At 38.8% G+C, this 19,528-nt stretch carries 17 protein-coding genes; 1 reads left to right on the plus strand and 16 read right to left on the minus strand.

Annotated elements, in window-relative coordinates:
* Positions 1-15 precede the first annotated feature (15 nt).
* The 6 genes from essB to MKY65_RS13820 all read right to left on the minus strand — a co-directional run bounded on the left by essB (position 16) and on the right by MKY65_RS13820 (position 7,635).
* On the minus strand, positions 16-1,254 hold the full coding sequence (essB, locus tag MKY65_RS13795) for a type VII secretion protein EssB (protein ID WP_339177702.1): 1,239 nt from the start codon (positions 1,252-1,254) through the stop codon (positions 16-18).
* Between the two features lie 237 nt (positions 1,255-1,491).
* Positions 1,492-1,743 carry an EsaB/YukD family protein gene (locus MKY65_RS13800; protein ID WP_339177704.1) on the minus strand — a complete coding sequence of 84 codons (252 nt, stop codon included), beginning with the start codon at positions 1,741-1,743 and terminating at the stop codon, positions 1,492-1,494.
* Positions 1,744-1,756: 13 nt separating this feature from the next.
* Positions 1,757-2,263: a type VII secretion protein EssA gene (essA, locus tag MKY65_RS13805; protein WP_339177705.1), complete on the minus strand. Its 507-nt coding sequence runs from the start codon at positions 2,261-2,263 to the stop codon at positions 1,757-1,759.
* On the minus strand, positions 2,232-5,876 hold the full coding sequence (esaA, locus tag MKY65_RS13810) for a type VII secretion protein EsaA (RefSeq protein ID WP_339177707.1): 3,645 nt from the start codon (positions 5,874-5,876) through the stop codon (positions 2,232-2,234). The genes essA and esaA overlap by 32 nt, the downstream gene beginning before the upstream one ends.
* A gap of 119 nt (positions 5,877-5,995) precedes the next feature.
* Positions 5,996-6,292: a WXG100 family type VII secretion target gene (locus MKY65_RS13815; protein ID WP_339177709.1), complete on the minus strand. Its 297-nt coding sequence runs from the start codon at positions 6,290-6,292 to the stop codon at positions 5,996-5,998.
* Positions 6,293-6,834: 542 nt separating this feature from the next.
* Complete coding sequence (locus tag MKY65_RS13820) at positions 6,835-7,635, minus strand: SDR family oxidoreductase (RefSeq protein WP_339177710.1); 801 nt, start codon at positions 7,633-7,635, stop codon at positions 6,835-6,837.
* 281 nt (positions 7,636-7,916) lie between these two features.
* Here MKY65_RS13820 and guaC point away from each other — a divergent pair, with 281 nt between their 5' ends.
* Positions 7,917-8,900, plus strand: coding sequence for a GMP reductase (guaC, locus tag MKY65_RS13825; protein ID WP_339177711.1), 984 nt, complete (start codon positions 7,917-7,919; stop codon positions 8,898-8,900).
* A gap of 72 nt (positions 8,901-8,972) precedes the next feature.
* On the opposite strand, the gene MKY65_RS13830 is transcribed toward guaC, so the two are convergent.
* The 10 genes from MKY65_RS13830 to MKY65_RS13875 all read right to left on the minus strand — a co-directional run bounded on the left by MKY65_RS13830 (position 8,973) and on the right by MKY65_RS13875 (position 19,528).
* Entirely contained in the window at positions 8,973-10,652 is a 1,680-nt protein-coding gene (locus MKY65_RS13830) for an AarF/ABC1/UbiB kinase family protein (protein ID WP_339185252.1), read from the minus strand.
* 130 nt (positions 10,653-10,782) lie between these two features.
* On the minus strand, positions 10,783-11,214 hold the full coding sequence (locus MKY65_RS13835; RefSeq protein WP_339177714.1) for a hypothetical protein: 432 nt from the start codon (positions 11,212-11,214) through the stop codon (positions 10,783-10,785).
* 20 nt (positions 11,215-11,234) lie between these two features.
* Entirely contained in the window at positions 11,235-12,332 is a 1,098-nt protein-coding gene (ddlA, locus tag MKY65_RS13840; protein ID WP_339177715.1) for a D-alanine--D-alanine ligase, read from the minus strand.
* Positions 12,333-13,033: 701 nt separating this feature from the next.
* Positions 13,034-14,200 carry a rod shape-determining protein RodA gene (gene rodA, locus MKY65_RS13845; RefSeq protein WP_339177717.1) on the minus strand — a complete coding sequence of 389 codons (1,167 nt, stop codon included), beginning with the start codon at positions 14,198-14,200 and terminating at the stop codon, positions 13,034-13,036.
* 17 nt (positions 14,201-14,217) lie between these two features.
* Positions 14,218-14,847: a helix-turn-helix domain-containing protein gene (locus MKY65_RS13850; protein ID WP_339177719.1), complete on the minus strand. Its 630-nt coding sequence runs from the start codon at positions 14,845-14,847 to the stop codon at positions 14,218-14,220.
* 218 nt (positions 14,848-15,065) lie between these two features.
* Positions 15,066-15,614, minus strand: coding sequence for a signal peptidase I (gene lepB / locus MKY65_RS13855; RefSeq protein WP_339177721.1), 549 nt, complete (start codon positions 15,612-15,614; stop codon positions 15,066-15,068).
* Between the two features lie 231 nt (positions 15,615-15,845).
* The gene (locus tag MKY65_RS13860) at positions 15,846-17,345 is read right to left on the minus strand and encodes an alpha-amylase family glycosyl hydrolase (RefSeq protein WP_339177725.1); all 1,500 of its coding nucleotides are present in this window, start codon (positions 17,343-17,345) and stop codon (positions 15,846-15,848) included.
* Positions 17,346-17,651: 306 nt separating this feature from the next.
* Positions 17,652-17,786, minus strand: coding sequence for a hypothetical protein (locus MKY65_RS13865; protein WP_339177727.1), 135 nt, complete (start codon positions 17,784-17,786; stop codon positions 17,652-17,654).
* 68 nt (positions 17,787-17,854) lie between these two features.
* Complete coding sequence (locus MKY65_RS13870; protein WP_339177729.1) at positions 17,855-18,226, minus strand: YisL family protein; 372 nt, start codon at positions 18,224-18,226, stop codon at positions 17,855-17,857.
* Positions 18,227-18,370: 144 nt separating this feature from the next.
* Complete coding sequence (locus tag MKY65_RS13875) at positions 18,371-19,528, minus strand: DUF418 domain-containing protein (RefSeq protein WP_339177731.1); 1,158 nt, start codon at positions 19,526-19,528, stop codon at positions 18,371-18,373.

Genomic DNA, 19,528 nt, shown 5'->3' on the forward strand with positions numbered 1-19,528 from the left:
CTGCTTTTTTATGTTTTAATCTTCATCATCTGTTTCTTCATTGTCCTCGTTAGATTCCAGCTCTTCCGTTTGATTATCTGATTCCTCATCCTCCGGCAATACATCATATTCTTCTCTGTAGTTATCTAACTCCTGTTCCAGTTCATTTACCTTTTCTTCCTGCTCTGTACCTGTTAATTCCGGATCGTTACTCACCTGTTCAATCTGTTTGATCAAACCGTACATAACAAGCGTCGGATCACTTATATACTTGGCGATATCAACCGATTCTTCAAAGTCTCCGCGCCCATTGTAAATCCAATATAATAAATAATTCTCATCGCTATTCAAGCTGACATTTCGCATAATGGATGTTCTATCATCATCAGATAATGATTCCACACTAATATAAGAAACAGCTAAAATATATTTATTGACAAAGGGAAGCTCTTCCGGGCCTTCTCCCTCCAATGTCGAGATAACTCCTCCGTAATCCGATGCGAGATACTCCTCATGAGATGCATGCAATGTATCCTGATAAGGTAATTTCCATAACATCAAATAGGCGAGCGGAATGATTAATAACACGGATAAGATAATCATGCCGATGGAAAGCCCCTTGAAAAGACGAAAACGCTTCGCCGGCACAAGCTGCATCGTTGCCTCTGTTTTCTTTTGTTCTTCTTTATAGCTGTCCTTCAGAAAATGTATTAACTGATAAAGATCATCCATCTCACGCACTTGCCGTTGAAATTCCGTTTCATCTGCATTTTGCAGCGAGCCCTGATAAAGCTGGTCAAAGGTATAAGTTTTAGAAAATAAGGCAATTACCAGGCATTGATATTGCTTCAGGAATTTCTCTTCTTCCATTTCATATGGCGGAAGCAAATCATGAATCCCGCGGTATACCACAGATGGCATCAGGTTATCATCAAATACAAGATTATCTGGATGAAGGAAAAAAGTTGTTCTGGTATGCAAATATTCTTTTAAACGGGCAATATTAGACAATAAACGCAATTTGTCATTGCGTCTGAGACTTTTCAAATCCTCCCATTTTTTCATGTCCCGGTCAACAGTAAATGTGAAGGTAAACATATCAGCTTCTTCATCAACTGTCAGTGGTACGAAATAATCAGCAGCTTCCGTAATCAATCCGAGCTGGCGAATATCTTTCACGTGCGTTTGCGATTTCGGTAACTGTAAGCTCCAATCATCCTCGTTTATAGTGAAATGGAGGAAGAGCTCTTCCATCTGTACTGTTCTTTCCTTCATATCGACTGACTCCTTCATTCGTTCTAGCAATCCTCTAGTAAATCTTTAGAAAAACATTTGGTCCTTAAAACACTGGTGCTCTTGCCAAGGAGATGTCCGCTGCGACGGTTTTCGATGGGACGAGTAATCGCAGTCCCAGTCCCAGGACGCAGGGAACTTAGTTGAAGTTCCTTTGCTTCCATCGTTTTTCTTATACTTTTTTAAAGTGCAAGCTGTTATGTAAAAAGGGGTATGTATCTATAAAACTTTTAATATATCTCCATCAGATACCGGATAATCTATTAAACTATCTTCATCTGTCAACAAAATGTCTTTTGTTGTTATTTTCAAAGCCGATAGGGAACGGTCTCCCCGATCAATTTTTAATGTTTCCGCCAAATTCAGCAGTAATTGCTTAACGGATATTTGAAGGGGAATACGTAAATCATACGTATTCCACCCCCATTTTCTAAAATCTACTGTGACATTAATATGCGTGTTCGATGCCATCTTCCCATCTCCCCTAACCTGAAAATCTTTGAAACATCGCATAGATACCCGTACATAGTATAGCGGCCAGACCGGCAAAGCCGATATAGAGGGCTGTGCTCCAGCCGCTATTACTTTCTTCCTGACTATTGTCCTGATTATTATCAGCAGCTGGAGCTGTATATTCTTCATTAAACAGCTCTTGCTTTGTATCTTCCAATACGGTATCAACATCCTCCACATCCATCGTGAAAAGCACTTCTTCTAACTCCTGTACCGTTGCTTCTTCTTCGGATTGCTTGGATTCAATTACCTCTTTTGTTTCTTCATTAAATAGATGCGGAAATCTTTTTTCCTTTTCTGTTTCGGTATTTTGATAATTTTGGGCGCCATCTCCACCGATGCGGTCCATTTTCAATTTCATTTCTCCATTATTATCACTGTCGTCTTCAGCTGCGGCCGACAAGGGGATAAACAGCAGCAGACTCAGCAAGCAGACGGCAAAACAACTAATTTGCTTCAGCCGCATCTTCATCTTCATCTTCTGTTTCCTCTCTTTCTTTTGGATGCAGGACGAATAAGTTAGCTGCAGCACCAATCAAAGCAACACCGGCAAGAATTGCAAGCCCCAGAACGCTGTTCGCGGTTCCGTTCACAACATTAGCAATCAGTGTTTCGATATGTTGTAAAGGAGAGAACATCCTTACCGTTTCCATTTGACTCAGGCTGACTGTAAGTGCATCTGTTAAGAATAGATACAGACTCAAAATAATCAGCAGGATAAACATTCCAATCATTTTTAACTGCCTAAGCAGATACGTAGCAATGAGTAACATGGCTGGCATAATAAGGGTAATCAAACCGACCCATAAAAATAGTCTTTCTCCGCCAATTCCCAGCAGGTAGCCTGCAGTCAATCCGATGACCAGTCCTTCGACAACTCCAATACTAGCGGTGAGTATTGTTGTCAGCAGGTTCTTACCTACAAGCGATTTATCTTCCGCAAATTGGTCTTTGTCCATACGCTTTTGATTATTTGTTGAGATAACATAGGCTGTGAACAAAGCAACGATAGAACAAATTAATACTAAGAAATATGGTGTGAAAGTTGTATTTTCACTTTTTTGATTGGATGCTTCTTCTGTTCCTATCACTCCTTGGTTATTTATTCCAACAGGATCAGAGAGAAAATTATATAAATCTTCATTCTGTCTATCGCCTACCCGGCTGTTTTCGAGAACTCCCGCAAAGTTTTCAGCGTAGTTTTGATCTTCCAGCACCGTTTCTGTCATATTATCAGATAACGCAGCAGCCTCATCCACCAGCGTGACACCGCTTTGTTGTATATCACTCGCTTGTTCATCAATGGTATCAAATATTTGATATACATCATCCGCTGCAGCTAAGTTCGTATCAGCTTGGCTTGCCAGTGATTCTGTCTCTGAAAAAATAGATTGTAAATCATTGTCCATCGTCATGACTGCCGAATCTTCGTCACCACTATTCGTTGGAGTATTCTCTTGTTCATCGACCAGCCGCATACTCTCTTCATGCCAAGCAGCCAATTCATTCAGGGTCTCGCCTATATCATAGTTCGTTACTTCAGCTTGCTCGACCGTTTGATTCATTTCTTCAGATAACTGCTCTGCATTTTCATCCACTTCCCCGACCATTTGATTATAGGTTTCAATCTGCTCTTGTAATTCTTCTGTCGGCTGTTGTACCTCTGCAGTAATCTCATCTGTCAGCTGATTCACCATGCGGTCTTCTAATACGTCGTTAATCTCCGTATTATTAAATAGATTGTAAAGCGAATCATCGGCGGCAAGATCGGTTAATTCCTGATCAGCCAGTTCATTATCTCTTATACTGATTCCGAAATAATTTTCATACAATGCAAGCAGTCTTTGATAATCACTTACTGTATCCGCCGTTGCATTCAGTAAATTTTCCGTTGAATCATTGGTTAATGATGAATCGACTTGATGTTGTATTTGATGGTTTGTGATATGAACAGTTTCGGTTTTTTCTTGATCTTCCTGTTCATCTTCTTGGCCCTCATCATCTTCTGTTTCTTCTTCGTTATTGCCGTCTTCTTCCGTTTCCTCTTCATTCTCATTTTCGTCCGTATTGTCTTCTTCAGGTTCGTTTTGATCTTCCTCTTCCTCTTCTGTTGTTCCGTCTGAACCAGCGTCTGTATCTTCTTCCTCTTCATTTCCAGATTCTGATTCCTCTTGGTCCGAATCATCGTCGGAATCAGGAGATTCAGGGTCACTTGCATCTTCTTCCGTCTCCTCCGAACTATCGTCATCGGATTCCGGCTGATCCGCATCATCATTTTCTGATTCATTATTATCCTCTGTTTCTACCGAGGATTCGTCGTTGTCATCTGTTTCTGTTCTTTTTGTACTCATCGTAGCTACAAGCGGCTCCTCTGGTTCAAAAAGGGAGGCTGTTTCCGGGGAATCAGATTCCTCATCTTCTTCCTCTTCACGCTCTTCCTTCACACTTGCCAGATCAATCTCCCAGCCCCATGTGACAGGCTGGAAAATATCGATTTCAGCCTCTTCATTGTTCAATTTCAAGTTTAATTGAACTGTTAGTTCCCCTTCATCTAGTGGTGGAAGGGTTATTGCTCCGTTATTATATTCGTAATTGATTTCTTCATTATTTAAAGTAAGTGTTAAACCACTCTCTTGGAACGATTCAGGAACATGTAATGAAAATGTAGAACCTGATTCTTTAATTTCCTCAGGGAGGTTGACCGTATCTTGCACTTCCACCCCGTTGTTAGCAAGCTCTGTTTTCATCCCTTGGACAAGTTGAGGTAATGTCCTTCTATCGCTGGCATAATCCGGTTCATATCCAAACGCTTGATTATATTTCTCTGTTACCGCCATGACATTTTCCAATTCGGTAACGGTCTGCCCTGATAAACCAAGCCGGTGCATCTCGTCTATATCGATGGGCGGCAATTGGTTTATCTGCTGTTGTATGTTCTGATGTGCATGATTATCTGCAGCATCGAACAGTACACTCAAATCGTTTTCTTCCTCATCTAAAGCATCTTCAAAAATGCCGGCCAATCTGTCATCAATCCTGGACTGCATATCCAGGTCGAAATTATCCTGCAAATACATATCTAAGTCAGCAATTTGGTCTCTCGTATCATTTAACTTATTCTGTATTGCAGCAGCATCGGCATCCATTATCTCCCTATCATCTTCCGCTTGCTGCAGCTGGTCATTCATTGCTTGATTCGCTTCTTCCAATGCGGCCAATTGCTGCGATACATCCCCGCTATTTATTTGATTACTAAATTCATTCTGCTGACTGGAAATGTCCGCCGATAAATTATTATTCACTTCTTTTAAATCCATATATTCCTGCATTGCTGATAGGTAATTTTGATTCGTATCAGCCTGGTTATCAACATGGCTATTTAAACTGTTACCAAACGATTCTAGTATTTCTTCCAAACCGCTGAAACTTTCTTTTGATCTTTCTGTATTGTCCTGTACATCACTAAAACGATCTGTGTAGGAACTAAGCGGGTCGTTGACAGAATTATTGTACGTGTTGGTATGTTCTGCTTGTTTATCCACGATGGAACCAATATTGTCCTGCGCATTCTGTAAGCTGCCAACAATACTTGCAAAATAAACATCGATAATTCGACGGTTTACATCATTTAATATTTCATTGGCCGTCTTTTCTGCTTCCGCCTGTACCCGTGGATTACCGGATGTATTAATTTTATAATTTAATGACACCTGTTCAGGTGATTCGGATTCCATAGATAATGCTTTTTCAGAAAAATCATTAGGAAAAATTATCATCATATCGTATGTATTATTTTCTAATCCGTTGTCGGCTACACCACGGCTGACGACATACCATTCATGTGATTCATCCTTGTCCATACTTCGGATAAATGCATCGCCAAAGGATAATTCTTCGCCGTTAAATGTTGCGCCATCATCCTCATTCACAAGTGCTATATCCATTGCCAGTATCTGCTCTTCTCTTCCTTCTTCTGTTTCTGTTTCCGTATCCGTTGTCGATATTTGGTTAAACCCAAGATAGGACAAACCTGAAGCAAGACAAAGCATCAAAATCAAAAACAATAGAATTCGCTTGTTCAGCTTTTTCATCTATTTTCAACTCCTGCATCTTCTTAAAAATCTATTTATCTATGAAATGAACAGGAGCCACACAACAATCGTCGTGTGGCTCAAAATAGTGATTATTGGTAATATTACAAATTTCTTAATTATTTAAGTCCAAAATTATTTGCTAATGCTTCATCCTGCTGTGCCACAGCTTCAGCAGTTTTCTTAAGCTGGGTTTGGATTTCCGTTAACAGCTCCGTAAAATCTACTACCTTCTCGCTTAACTGCTGGAATTGAACATCAAATTGCTCAAAAGCGCGTCCTTCCCACTCAGAGCGTAACTGCTCTTGCAAGTTGGATAACCTCTGTAAAACATCATTAACGTCCGTTGCGCCTTCCCCATAAGCGTTTGCTTTTGACTGTAGTTCTTCTGGACTCATACGAATTTGTCCTGCCATTAATACCCATCTCCTTTATATTCGTTTTAGTAATGATTTAGGGTAAAAACTCCATTAATATCCTTATTGGAGCAAAAAACCTAAGATTTAATTACCTTTATAATTATTAATTACCAGTTTAATAGGAGTGGAATTTACTGTCAACAGGTATGAGAACATTTACAATAAGAAGAAAAAAACAACATATCCTCTGGTAAAATAAGCCTATTTTTCTTGATATACAACGATATATTGATACTTTCGGGATGAGTTAATATCGAATAGCAATTGCTTGAGACATTGCTGCATGTGCTTTTCATAAATTAAACTATCTATTTTTCCTGTTTTCGTAAAACTGTTAAAATAGTATGTTCATTCTCTAAATCAGCAATAATAATTGCTAATTCTAATGAAATTCGATTGTGAATTAACGGTTAAAAGCATAATAATTAGGAAAAATAAGCCAAAAGAACTACGCTAATAGGATGTTTCAATGGAAAAGATTATGCATCAATTAAAAAAACTATATATTGGAGACTCTCCTCCAATATATAGTTTTTTTATCATCGCATCACAGCCCCCCCTGAAATTTTCACCGACTCCCCTACAATATTTCGGGCAGCATCCGTCAGCAGGTACGCAATCGTATTGCCTACCTCATCCGGAGCTGTTATTTTTTGAGATGGCAGCGAATCCTCTGCTGCTTTTCTTACCTGTTCATAGGATTGATTTGTATTTTCCGCTTTTGCTTCAAATAAGCCCTGCACCATTTCTGTATCAACAAAACCGGGACAAACTGCATTGACACGAATATTATAAGCAATTGCTTCCAAGGCCATGGACTGTGTCCAGCCGATCATCGCAAATTTAGAAGAAGCATAAGCACTATTTCCATATGTCCCCCGCAAACCGGATAAAGACGCCACGTTGACGATATTCCCCTGCTGCTTCTCTTGCATCTTCTGATAAATTTCTTTCGTTAAACTGAATGCAGACAAATAATTTACTGTAAGCATGGCTTGTATATCCGCTTCTTCCAGCTGATCCACCGTCTTGTTTCCCGCAACTCCAGCGGCATTGACTAAATCAGAGATAAATCCCAATGCGTCCCGTGCGTTGCGGACCAATTGCATTCTTTCCGCTTCCTCTGTTATATCTGCCTGCTGTACAAATAGCTTCGAAGCATCAGTAAGACCTTCCAGCTCCTGTCTAAGTTCTGCAAGCTTATCGGCATTCCGTCCGGTTATGGTGACCTTAGCCCCCATCTGCGCAACAATCTTCGCTGTTTCTCTTCCTATTCCGCCAGTTGCACCTGTTATTAATACATGCCTTCCTTCTAGTGCATCTTTTGAAAATATGGCCATGATGTATTCCCCTTCCAATTCATTATTTTGATATGATTATCAACCAATTATAGCATGACAGCTCTTTTCTGATTAAGCATTGTTAGTGTATATATGATAAATAATCCCTCTACATTTATTAAACTCAATCACAGATTGTCGTAAAGTGCCTTATTTTTCAAATTATTATGTCGATAAACAGACATAAAACATTGACAAAACATCCCGCTTGGGTTAAATTACTAAAGGCGAATGTTTTTAATATCCAATACAAATTTTATTCGTGTTTAGGAGTGTTTTAAATGGAAAATGTTTTTGATTATGAAGATATCCAATTAGTTCCCGCAAAATGTGTGGTAAATAGCCGTTCAGAATGCGATACCTCCATTGAGTTTGGCGGAAGAAGCTTTAAATTACCGGTTGTTCCTGCAAATATGCAGACGATTATTGATGAAAATATTGCAACCTATTTAGCTAAAAATAATTACTTCTATATTATGCACCGTTTCGAGCCTGAGAAACGTGTTGATTTTATTAAAACAATGCAGGAACAAGACTTATTTGCTTCAATCAGTGTCGGAGTGAAGGATGACGAGTATGCTTTTGTTGAATCACTTGCTGAAAATAACTTAGTTCCAGAATATATCACCATTGATATTGCACATGGTCATTCAGAACCTGTTATCCGTATGATCAAGCATATTAAAAAGCATTTACCAGACAGCTTTTTAATTGCTGGTAATGTTGGTACTCCTGAAGCTGTACGTGAGCTGGAGCATGCGGGTGCGGATGCTACAAAAGTAGGAATCGGGCCTGGTAAAGTATGTATTACTAAAATTAAAACTGGTTTCGGAACGGGCGGCTGGCAGCTGGCAGCACTGCGCTGGTGTGCAAAAGCTGCAAGCAAACCAATTATTGCAGACGGCGGAATCCGTACACATGGCGATATTGCGAAATCTGTACGTTTTGGTGCATCCATGGTTATGATCGGTTCTTTATTTGCCGGTCACGAAGAATCTCCTGGAGAAACCATTGAAAAAGATGGCAAGAAATTGAAGGAATACTTCGGTTCTGCATCAGAGTTCCAAAAGGGAGAAAAGAAAAACGTAGAAGGCAAAAAAATGTATGTAGAGCATAAGGGAGCCCTTCAGGATACGTTGACAGAAATGGAACAGGATCTTCAATCCTCTATTTCTTACGCAGGCGGCAAACAGTTAGATGCTATCCGCACAGTAGATTATGTGGTTGTGAAAAATTCTATCTTTAATGGCGATAAAGTATTCTAATCAACATTCAAAAAAAGCTTATGTCAGGAATGGGACAGCCCCTTCAGACATAAGCTTTTTCTCTGTTTAAAACTAAAACCTTCCTGACCTGAATATCGCAAAAATAAGCCATATAAACATCAACACAGCAACTACAAAGCCAATTTCAATAACTGGCAGACTCCAAAAATAGGAAACCTCTCCCGCGATTGCTGAACCGACAATTAATCCAACCATAATAATACTGAACGATAACAGGACGATACTGAACGATAACCGGTTACTGATTCTGTCAAGCTTCTTAAGAATCATGTCCACTCTGGAAACGGATATTTCCAAGGGCACCTTCCCCTTCCGAATCAGCTTGTACACCGCATTAACATGCTCCGGTAAATCTAAAATAATATCCTTATAATCATCGACCTGCTCATAAACTTCCTCTGCCATTTTTTTAGGTCGATATTTTTCCTTAATCAGCCTCTTTCCAAATGGCTGTGCTATTTTAACAATACTGATATCCGGATCTAACCTTTCTACGGTCCCTTCCAGAGTTACCAGTGTTTTCCCGACCAAAGATAAATCAGCAGGAATACGAATTTGATGTTTGGAGGCAACACTGAACAAATCATTCACCGCTTCTCCCAAGCTTACCTGGCTGAAAGGAACATCATAATATTTATCCCGCAGCTCTTCAATATCCGCGCGCATCATATCATCATTGACCTCATCAGGGACCACACCCATTCGATAGATAGACTTCACGATAGCATGCGTATTTTGACGGGCCAGCGCAATAATCATATCCGTCAGATGCTCCTTCATTAACGGTGTGAGCCGGCCGACCATTCCAAAATCCATAAATAACAGCTGATGACCCGGTAGTATCATCACATTACCCGGGTGCGGGTCTGCATGAAAAAAACCATCTAATAATATTTGTTCAAATAAATTATGGATTAATTTTTCTGCAATCACCTTGGGCTGATAACCTTCCCGGATAAGCTGCACATTCTCATCTAACTTTATTCCTTTGACAAATTCCATTGTCAGCACACGTTCAGTTGTATATTTCCAATACACGTCAGGGACTTTCACGCCTTCTTTATCATTTTTGAAATTCATTGCAATTTTATGAGCATTCCGTCCTTCCAAAGTGTAATCTAATTCAGCGAGAATCGATGCTTTAAATTCTTCAATGATTTCGGTGATTTTATATTGATAAGCCCATTCTAAACGTGTTTCTGCAAGTGTGGCAAAATTCATTAAAATCTCTAAATCCGTATGAATTTTCTTTTCAATATTCGGGCGCTGTACCTTTACAGCCACTTCTTCCCCGCTCTGCAAAATAGCATAATGAACCTGTCCGATGGAGGCAGCGGCGATAGGCTCTTTGTTAAAATCTTTAAATATATCATGAATCGGCTCTCCCAATTCCCTCTCGATAATTTCCTGAATTTCGGTATAGGGGATTTTACCAACCTGGTCCTGCAGCTTCTCCAGTTCTTTAATAATATCTTGGGGAATCAAATCACTTCTTGTGCTTGCGATCTGTCCAAGCTTCACAAAGGTCGGTCCTAATTCTTCCAGGAAAAGCCGAATTCGCTCTCCTGTTGTTTTTCTATGTATTTCCTTCTTCCCTTTAAGTACTTTTTCCGGTAAAGAAACAACCTTTTGCAATCCCAATTCCTTTACAATATACCCAAAACCATTACGGGAAAATGCAACAAGTATTTCTCGATAACGTTGTATATGACGAATACGTTTATTAAGAATCGCGGTTCCCTCCTTTCCTGTTTAATTCCTATTGATAGTATACCCATTCTTATCCATCTGCTAACAGGAAATCCAGGCTATATTTTACAAAGAGGAACTGTTTTCCCTATGACAGCTCCTCTTTGTAAATTTATGCCTTGTTCTTATTTGATAGTTTTGTAATGCTTATTTTCACATATAACCCGATCAGCATACAAATGGATGGCAATACAATAGCCAGGAAAATCAATTGTCCATTGATCAACGCTAAATAAAGATACGGCAAGGAATAAAACATAAGTGCCTCAGACACTGCCAGCGGGACTAGGGTGTACATTATCAGATTAATGATAAAAACCAGGGAAACCGTCAAACTATTTTTTAAAAGCGTTCCTTGATTTTTCAATGCAAATCCAAATAATACATACGCGATTAAAACACCGAAAAACACCATTTGCAGTTGATTCGTGAAAAGTACCATCAGCATGGCAAACACTGTCAGGAAAAAGTGAAAAATCAACGCCGGCAAATTGTTTTGTAAATACGCTTTGATACCGCCGTTTTCTATGTTGTCGCTAGACATTCAACCATCCTTTTACGTCTTTAATTTTGAATAGAGCTCTTTAGCTGCTGATCTCTTTGATGTCTTTCGATTGCCAGTTCAATTAATTTCTCTATCAGTTCCCGATAGGAAACGCCGCTTTCTTCCCAAAGCTTTGGATACATACTTATTTTCGTAAATCCAGGCAATGTATTGATTTCATTAATAATAATCGTATTATCCTCTTTTAAAAATACATCTACTCTGGCTAAGCCTTCACAATTTAAAGCCTCAAACGCTTGAACGGCAGTCTGTTTAATTCGATCTGTCACGTCTTTGTCCAATACAGCAGGAATTTCTAAGCTTGCTCCAGATTCATCAATATACTTCGCTTCATAAGAATAAAATTCGACGGTTGGGAGAATCTCGCCTGGTACAGATGCAATCGGGTTTTCATTACCTAAAACCGAACACTCTATTTCTCTTCCTGAGACAGCTTCTTCAACTAAAACTTTGTGATCATACATAAACGCATCCTGAATAGCATGGTTAAATGCTTCTTCCGTTTCCACCTTGTGTACACCAACAGAAGAACCTTGATTTGCCGGCTTAATAAATAATGGTGTCCCTAATTCCGCAGCAATCTCCTGATAAGAGATTTGATCTTGTTTGGCTTTACGGAAGCTGTAACCACGGGCAACATGTAAGCCTGCATCGCTCAGCAGACGCTTGGCAATATCCTTATCCATGCTGATAGCTGAACCAAGCACAGAAGAGCCTACAAATGGAATATTGGCCATTCTCAGCATACCCTGCAGGCTTCCATCTTCACCGAGTGTGCCATGTACAATAGGAAAAATAACATCTAATTGATCCATGCTTACACTTGAGCCGGTCTCAATAATTTGATTCTCTTCCGCTCCAGGGACAATGGCAATTCCCTTCCCTGTTTTATTTAATGCAATCAGGCTTGGATCCTCTTCATTTATTAAATAGTGAGAACGGTCATTGACATGCCAATTCCCCTGCTTATCAATTCCCAGCAGATATACTTCATACTTATCTAAATTAATTGCGTCCACAATATTTTTGGCTGATTGTAAAGAAACCTCATGCTCTGATGATTTCCCTCCAAAAACAATACCAACTTTTTTCTTCATTCCAATCCTCTCCTCATTGACTCTAATGACATAATTACGTTTCTTCCTATATCCTATGTGTTTATATCATTATTTGTTTGACCTGTATCGCTATTTTATCATAGAGTTCATTTGGAAGGGGACTTAAATGTCAATAATTCATCCGAGGCAGTGATTCTGATTATTAAGAAATAATAAATTTTCAACTTCTCTGCCTAATCTGGAATCCTGAATGTATTAAAAAATAATAAGAAAAACCAAGAATACCGCTTGGTCTTTAAAACATCAGTGTTCTTGCCAAGGAGATGTACGCTACGGGAAGTCGCTTTCCGCGGGCAACGCTTCAGTCTCCTCGGAAGAAAATCGCTTCCTGCGGGGCCTTCACCTGTTGCTTTTCCGGCAGGAGTCGACTTCCCTTCGCTCCCATCTAAGAAGAAATTTGTTTCTTTTGCTTTTTACAAAGAAATAACGTAAATTCTAGCGACGGACGGGTTTGGTGGTGCGAGTAACCGCAATGGTTTTCGGTGGGACGAGTAATCGCAGTCCCAGTCCCAGGGTGAAGACCCCACAGGGAAAAAGTGAACTTCTTTTTTCTACCCGCAGGGCATAAGCAGGGCATAAGTGCGACTATGCTTCTGTCTGCACCTGTCGGCTTGCCAGTCAGCAAGTCTTCTTTAAAGAAAGCTAAAAAATCTTCCCATGCTGATTTTTTAGCTTTCCCCTTATTCACTAATTGCTTTTTTTCGAAATAAATAATCATTAGAGGAGCGAATTTGTACATTGATTACCAGTCCCATCATAATCAGATTGGTTATAAGCGAGCTTCCTCCATAGCTGATAAAAGGCAAGGTAATTCCAGTAATTGGCATTAAACCAATGGTCATCGCAATATTTTGAAACACTTGAAAGGCAAGAATTCCGATGACGCCGATGCAAAGATAGACCCCGAATAAATTATCTGCTTCGAAGGCAACCTTTGTAATTCGATAAAGAAGCAGGAAATATAATAAAATCAGAATACTAGCGCCGATAAAACCATATTCTTCTCCAATTACTGTAAAAACAAAGTCTGTATGTGCTTCAGGGACATTCCCATTTTGAATCTGCATCCCCTGATTAAACCCGGCGCCGCTCAATTGTCCTGAACCGATCCCCATAATTGCCTGCTGAAGCTGATACCCATAATCAGATGCATACTCCGCCGGATTCAACCACCCGTAAATACGATCCATTTGGTGTGATTGAAATAACCGGGAAAAAATATCTTCATTATAAGAATACAAAAAAATTAAACCGCCTATAGAAGCAGCTATGGTGAAAAGCACCGGCAAAATAACTTTAACAGAGATACTGGAAACAATAATCATGGAAAAAGCAATGGCTAGTACGATCAAAGCAGATCCTAAATCCGGCTGTAAAAATATAAAAACAAATGGAATTAATGTTACTGCCACTACTTTCAACGTTAATTGGATGCTCTTTTTTAAGGACAGCTTTCGATTGCCATACTTCTCTAATAAAACAGCTAAGTAGATGATAAGAAATATTTTTATAAATTCAGATGGCTGTATCTCAAAGATTCCTAAATTCAGCCAACGCTGAGAACCGTTGCGAAAAACCCCAAAAAAATGAACACCTAATAAAAGGAAAATGCCAATCGCATACAACTTAAATGCCTGTTTTTTTAAGAGCTCATAGTCAAAGAAAATCACTGCCAGCATTATCAACGCACCAAAAACATACCAAATGCCCTGGCGAATGACAAAATAGTAAGGCTGTGATTGTGCATATTGACCCGAACCGCTATAAATTGCAATTAAACTAATTAATAATAACAAAAACAAAATAGTGATTATACTGTAATCCAAATGGTATTTCTTCCGATTCATATCCAAACCCTCATTAATTACGTTTTATTAGCAAGTGCATTCATTACCACTTGAACAGCTACAGCATCATCTAAATAACCAACCGGAAAAAGATAATCCGGAATAACATCTGCTGTACTGATGAAATAAATTAGTGCTGCACCCATTAAAATTAATTCTTTCCGTGTTCCTTTTTTATGACAAATCCGATGAAAAAAAGTGGAAAGTTTTTTCATATAGGCCCCACAGGCACCTGCATCTTCTTTTTTCTGATGAAATGTATCCAGAATGAGACGACGCCCTTCTTCCGTTTCTGCATCTTTTTCGTAACAATCCAGTTGTTTTTTTAATTTTTCCATTGAAAAAGAATCATAATGATCATCAGATTGCTCTAAAAATTGATCAATCATTACAATAGATGCTTGTATATCATTGGTATGATTCTCTGAAGCTTTGACCGGCAGTCCGGTCCTCTGAAGTAATTCATCAAAAGGAACATCCAGTGCTTTTGAAATTTCCACTAAATGCTGATTTGTCGGTTTGCGCTTATGGTTGATAATTCGGGATATCGTCGAAACATTAATATTCGTCTGTTTACTTAGTTCACGCATCGAAATATGTTTTTCCTTTAACTGTTCTTTTAAGTAATCTCCTATATTTTGGCTCATTCATTATACAAACCCTTCTATTTTCAGTTATCTTTTTCCTATTATTCTACTATACGAGGAATGTTGACAAAATGTCAAACACAGCCGCAATTGAATTAAGATAGATATATAAGCGGGATTAATTTTTAAAAACCGCTTTCTATCTATCTTAAGTAGCAAACGTGATTAAAATAAAAAACCCGCATCTAAAATCAGGAAGTTCCTTTTTAGATACAGGTTTATTCAGGTCTGCCGATATTATTAAATGGGTAGAATCGGAATGTTACCTCCCCGATAATCGCCTCTTCGTTCAAAAGGCCGAAGAAGCGGCTGTCATTGCTGTTGCCGCGATTATCACCTAAAACAAAATAGGTATTCTCCGGAACAACGGAATAGCCTGTTAATTCTTCTAATGTAAAATTGCCAGTTTGAAAACCTAATTTTGCCGGACTGTCATCATTTATTAAGTAGGATTCCTCTACTGCCTCTCCATTTAAATATAACGTATTACTTTTATATTCGATATGATCACCTGGTACACCAATCACTCGTTTCACGTAATAATTGTCGGAGTCAGGGGCCTGGAATACAATCACATCAAACCGGTCTATTGTGGCTACTTTATTAACAATGATTTTATCCTGGTCGAAAAAAGTGGGCTGCATCGATTCACCCCATACGACCGAAGGAGCTAAAAGGAAATTTTTAACAATAAATAATCCAATAACAACAAATATAATAATTCTGCAAAGCAAATAGAATTCTTTCTTTATTGTGCTCCACTCCATACGGGACACCTCCTTTAAACAAATACTCTCTTCTTTTATTATACAATATAAGCAGGAGAATGGAACGATATATATTTATATATTCTAAAATTATTCTATACACAGGTGTGAGTAAAGTCCCTAAAAAAGGGTGTTCAAAACGTATAATCATAAAAAACATGCGTCAGTAATAAATCAGACACATGTTTTTTATGCAGTTATATTTCAAATTCACCAAGGTAATTAACGGTGCTAATTGTCTGTATGCTCTCTTTGCTTCTGCTTTCTTTTTAATAGCACAACAGCAATCACAAATAACGAAAGAACAGAAACAATAAAGCCGATAAATAACCAATTAAAGCCTTTATCTTCTTCTAAAAGATATACTTCCACAGATTCTCTCGGTATTCCAATCCGATAATTGCCCTCTTCATTTTCACGAACTAAATTATCCTCTAAAATACCGGTCAGCTGCATACCAGATTCTAAATTAGCTTCATCAATATATGCTGATTCACTTCCGTTATTAATAGCGACATACATCACTTCGTCTTCATAGCTGCGGCGGAAAACCAGCATGGATGCTTCCGAGCCGACATATTCAAAATCTCCCAACCTTAATGCCGGAAATTCATTGTGCAGCGCAGCAATACGCTTATGAAACTCCCTTAAATCTTCATCTCCGCTATTAAAAGGTACAAGCCGTTGTGACTCTTCCGCATCCATCCCGTACATTGGAAGCTCTGTCCCCTGCGTTACCATCGTTGCCCCCGGTGTAGTATACATATAGGTTAAGGCAAGTGTCCAAGCCGTAACAGCATTACGTTGATTTTCCGAAAATAAGTTTGTAAAACGTTCTTGTTGAAGGCCATCGATTTGTTTATAAAAATCGGTCAGTCCTTGTTCTTCCCACGCATCAAAAATAGCAGAAACATCCTGATCACTATCAGCAAATGTTTCGCTTAATACTTGATTTAAATCCGGGTAGTTGATGAGGTCGAGGGATGTATTTTCCATCAGCGAAGCTGCTTCATCAGTCGTAGCAGTACTTGTATCACCAATCAGATAAAAATCAGGACGGTTTTCTTTCAAAGCTGCTGTCAGCTCTTCGACAAATGGCTGCGGCGCCATGTCTGCATCCTGAAGTTTAAATCCATCCACTTCTGTTTCTTCCTGCCAATATCTCGCAGCGTCTAATACATATTCCGCAGCCTCCGGATTTGTTAAATCAAATTGAACTGTTTCTGACAGCCATTCGTCATCTGATTCAGGTGCTCCAAGCCACCAATCTTCCTTGTCCGCATCATCTGTTAACGGATTGGTATCCGCAGCATAATTAAATACAAAATCAATCATTATTTTCATATCACGATCATGCACTTCGGATACAAGACGCTCAAAATCTTCCATTGTTCCAAATTGCGGATTGATCTCATAAAAATCATTGGTCCAATAACCATGATATCCTCTTTCTTTATTTTCCATAATCGGACTCAGGGAAATCGTGGTGATTCCAATATCCTGCAAATCGTCTAATTTATTTATGATTCCCTGAAAGTCTCCTCCATGGTAATGATAAGGATCGTTAATATCTAATTCTCCTTCAATTTCTGTATCCCCATTATTAAAGCGATCAATCAATATCTGATAAAATACTTCATTATGTATATCTTCGCCCTGTGCGTGTACCGGTATTTGTATGACAAACATACTGATAACAGCAGCAAGTCCAATACTTATTTTTTTGATCATAGATTTTCCCCCAATGATATAAAAACTGTAATTACGATTCCACCCTTGTTTTATTATCACTTATTTTCTTAAAAAATCATACCTTGATTGGAATGATGTAAAAAAGCGTTCACAATTAACCAGAAAAAACAAGAACACCACTTAATCTTTAAAACATTGGTGTTCTCGCCAAGAAGATGTCTGCTACGAGAAGTCGCTTTCCGCGGGCAACGGCTCAGCCTCACGGTAAGAAAACCGCTTCCTGCTCAGGTCTACCTGTTGCTTTTCCCGCAGGAGTCGACAACTTCCGCTCCCATCTAAGAAGAATTATGTTTTATTTGTTTTTTTCCAAAGAAATAACGCAAATTTTAGCGGAGTATTTTTTCCGTAGCAACTATTTTCAGCTATTTTTATAAACATTCTTATTTTAAAATAAAGTGCCCCGGCAATTAACCAAGGCACTTTATATCATCCTGTTCATTGGAAATGGATTCCTTTATCCTGACAGGTTTGTTCGTCATTCCCTTATTTTAGAAGTAAAAACCCATTGGAAGACGGAAAAAGCCTAAAACAATAACGATAATTAGTGCGATAAAGAATTGAATCCATTTGCCGGTTACTGCTTTTCCTTTTTTCGTAGAAACCAGAATTCCTTCCATTACCACAACAATCCAAAGCCCGGCAAGTGCTTTTACAATAGCTTCCCCAAGAAGCGGCATGCCATAGCCTTGAATATAGTCCCAAGTTAATAATCCACCAGTAACGATGATAAACAAATACACAAGTCGTAAAATCATATGAACAATGGTTGCAGGCTTGTTACTGTTTTTCTTGTAAAGGGATAAAGCTACTAAAAATAGAATCAGTCCCAACGCCCACGATGTAATATGCATATGCGTCATTCATGTTCCCTCCTTCAATTTTATAAATACATGTCATCATCATCTGTCACATTTCACAAAAATGACTAATAATTCGTTTATAATGATACCATTTTCTTCCCTAAGATGACATTTAAACGTATCTTTGTCAACAAATTGCCATGATTAGCGTTTCATTGGCTGTAATTTTTTATACGTAATGGATCGCCATACCCATTCCACAGGTCCAAAACGAAAATATCGAAGCCAGATTATACTTCCGATAATCTGTAAGCAGAAAATCACAATCACGAGCCCGATTTGATGAATAGGTCGGATTTCCCCGTATAATCCAAGACCGACACCATAGAAAAGCCAAAAAGAGATAATCGATTGCAGCAAGTAATTAGATAATGCCATTTTCCCGATCGGCTTCAGGACACCAAGCACCTTCTGCGCCGTATTCTTCTCCCATAATAATGTAATCGACGTCAGGTAGAAGACGGCCGATGCTGTCCCGCCAATATTATCCTGAACCAGACTGAACCAGAGCGGATTGCCAAATGTATACGGTCCTATCTTAAATACGATGAACACAATCAAAGAAATAAGCCAAACCTTTTTCAATATCCCCTTGTGGACAAGCGGCTCATGAAACCATCTCTTTCTTGCTAAGTACATCCCAAATAAAAACAGCGGCAGGAAAATAAAAGGAAACAGGAAAAAGCTGAAAATCCCGTTTGATAACTGCCAATCCTGAAAATTCTGCGCCAGAATAATGGAAAAATCATTGGATTGATAGCTTTGAAAAGCTTGGTTTATTTCCGCTGTATAACTTATATCAATAAAATTCCTTGCCGCATACTGCAGACCTGTCAAGGCAATGGTAGATGCACCTAATAAACCAATCGCCCAGCCCATTAAAACCTTCTCCCCGCTGTATAAGAAGAATAATAGCAAAAATCCCATTGTTCCATAGGTCAGAAGAATATCTCCGCTCCATATCGCAAAGGCATGAATGATTCCAAAAACAATCAACACTCCCAGCCTGCGTCCAAAAAAGCCGTATGGAGAAATATCTTTTTTATCTAAGCTGTCCTTTTGAATTTGTATGCCAAAACCAAAAAGAATCGAAAACAGCGTGTAAAAGCTCGCTTGAAAGAAAATATCAATAAAAATCAAGCTGTACTGATCTATTTTAGCCGTCCAGGCACCCTCTGCTCCGCCATAGAGAAAATAAGGAGCAGAAAATGCTCCTATATTGACCATAAATATTCCAAAAATCGCAAAGCCTCTTGCTGCATCTATCCATTCTAATCGTTTGTTTCCCTGATAAGGTTGCAC

This window comes from Oceanobacillus sp. FSL W7-1293, assembly GCF_037969815.1.
GTDB lineage: Bacteria > Bacillota > Bacilli > Bacillales > Amphibacillaceae > Oceanobacillus > Oceanobacillus oncorhynchi.

What these genes read in the sequence shown, in the direction of transcription:
- rodA (WP_339177717.1), bottom strand. Translation starts at nt 14,200, where the DNA reads ATGAATCGGAAGAAATACCATTTGGATTACAGTATAATCACTATTTTG.
- MKY65_RS13800 (WP_339177704.1), bottom strand. Translation starts at nt 1,743, where the DNA reads ATGGCATCGAACACGCATATTAATGTCACAGTAGATTTTAGAAAATGG.
- essA (WP_339177705.1), bottom strand. Translation starts at nt 2,263, where the DNA reads ATGAAGATGAAGATGCGGCTGAAGCAAATTAGTTGTTTTGCCGTCTGC.
- guaC (WP_339177711.1), top strand. Translation starts at nt 7,917, where the DNA reads ATGGAAAATGTTTTTGATTATGAAGATATCCAATTAGTTCCCGCAAAA.
- MKY65_RS13820 (WP_339177710.1), bottom strand. Translation starts at nt 7,635, where the DNA reads ATGGCCATATTTTCAAAAGATGCACTAGAAGGAAGGCATGTATTAATA.
- MKY65_RS13860 (WP_339177725.1), bottom strand. Translation starts at nt 17,345, where the DNA reads ATGATCAAAAAAATAAGTATTGGACTTGCTGCTGTTATCAGTATGTTT.
- MKY65_RS13835 (WP_339177714.1), bottom strand. Translation starts at nt 11,214, where the DNA reads ATGTCTAGCGACAACATAGAAAACGGCGGTATCAAAGCGTATTTACAA.
- MKY65_RS13815 (WP_339177709.1), bottom strand. Translation starts at nt 6,292, where the DNA reads ATGGCAGGACAAATTCGTATGAGTCCAGAAGAACTACAGTCAAAAGCA.
- MKY65_RS13870 (WP_339177729.1), bottom strand. Translation starts at nt 18,226, where the DNA reads ATGACGCATATGCATATTACATCGTGGGCGTTGGGACTGATTCTATTT.
- esaA (WP_339177707.1), bottom strand. Translation starts at nt 5,876, where the DNA reads ATGAAAAAGCTGAACAAGCGAATTCTATTGTTTTTGATTTTGATGCTT.
- ddlA (WP_339177715.1), bottom strand. Translation starts at nt 12,332, where the DNA reads ATGAAGAAAAAAGTTGGTATTGTTTTTGGAGGGAAATCATCAGAGCAT.
- MKY65_RS13850 (WP_339177719.1), bottom strand. Translation starts at nt 14,847, where the DNA reads ATGAGCCAAAATATAGGAGATTACTTAAAAGAACAGTTAAAGGAAAAA.
- lepB (WP_339177721.1), bottom strand. Translation starts at nt 15,614, where the DNA reads ATGGAGTGGAGCACAATAAAGAAAGAATTCTATTTGCTTTGCAGAATT.
- essB (WP_339177702.1), bottom strand. Translation starts at nt 1,254, where the DNA reads ATGAAGGAAAGAACAGTACAGATGGAAGAGCTCTTCCTCCATTTCACT.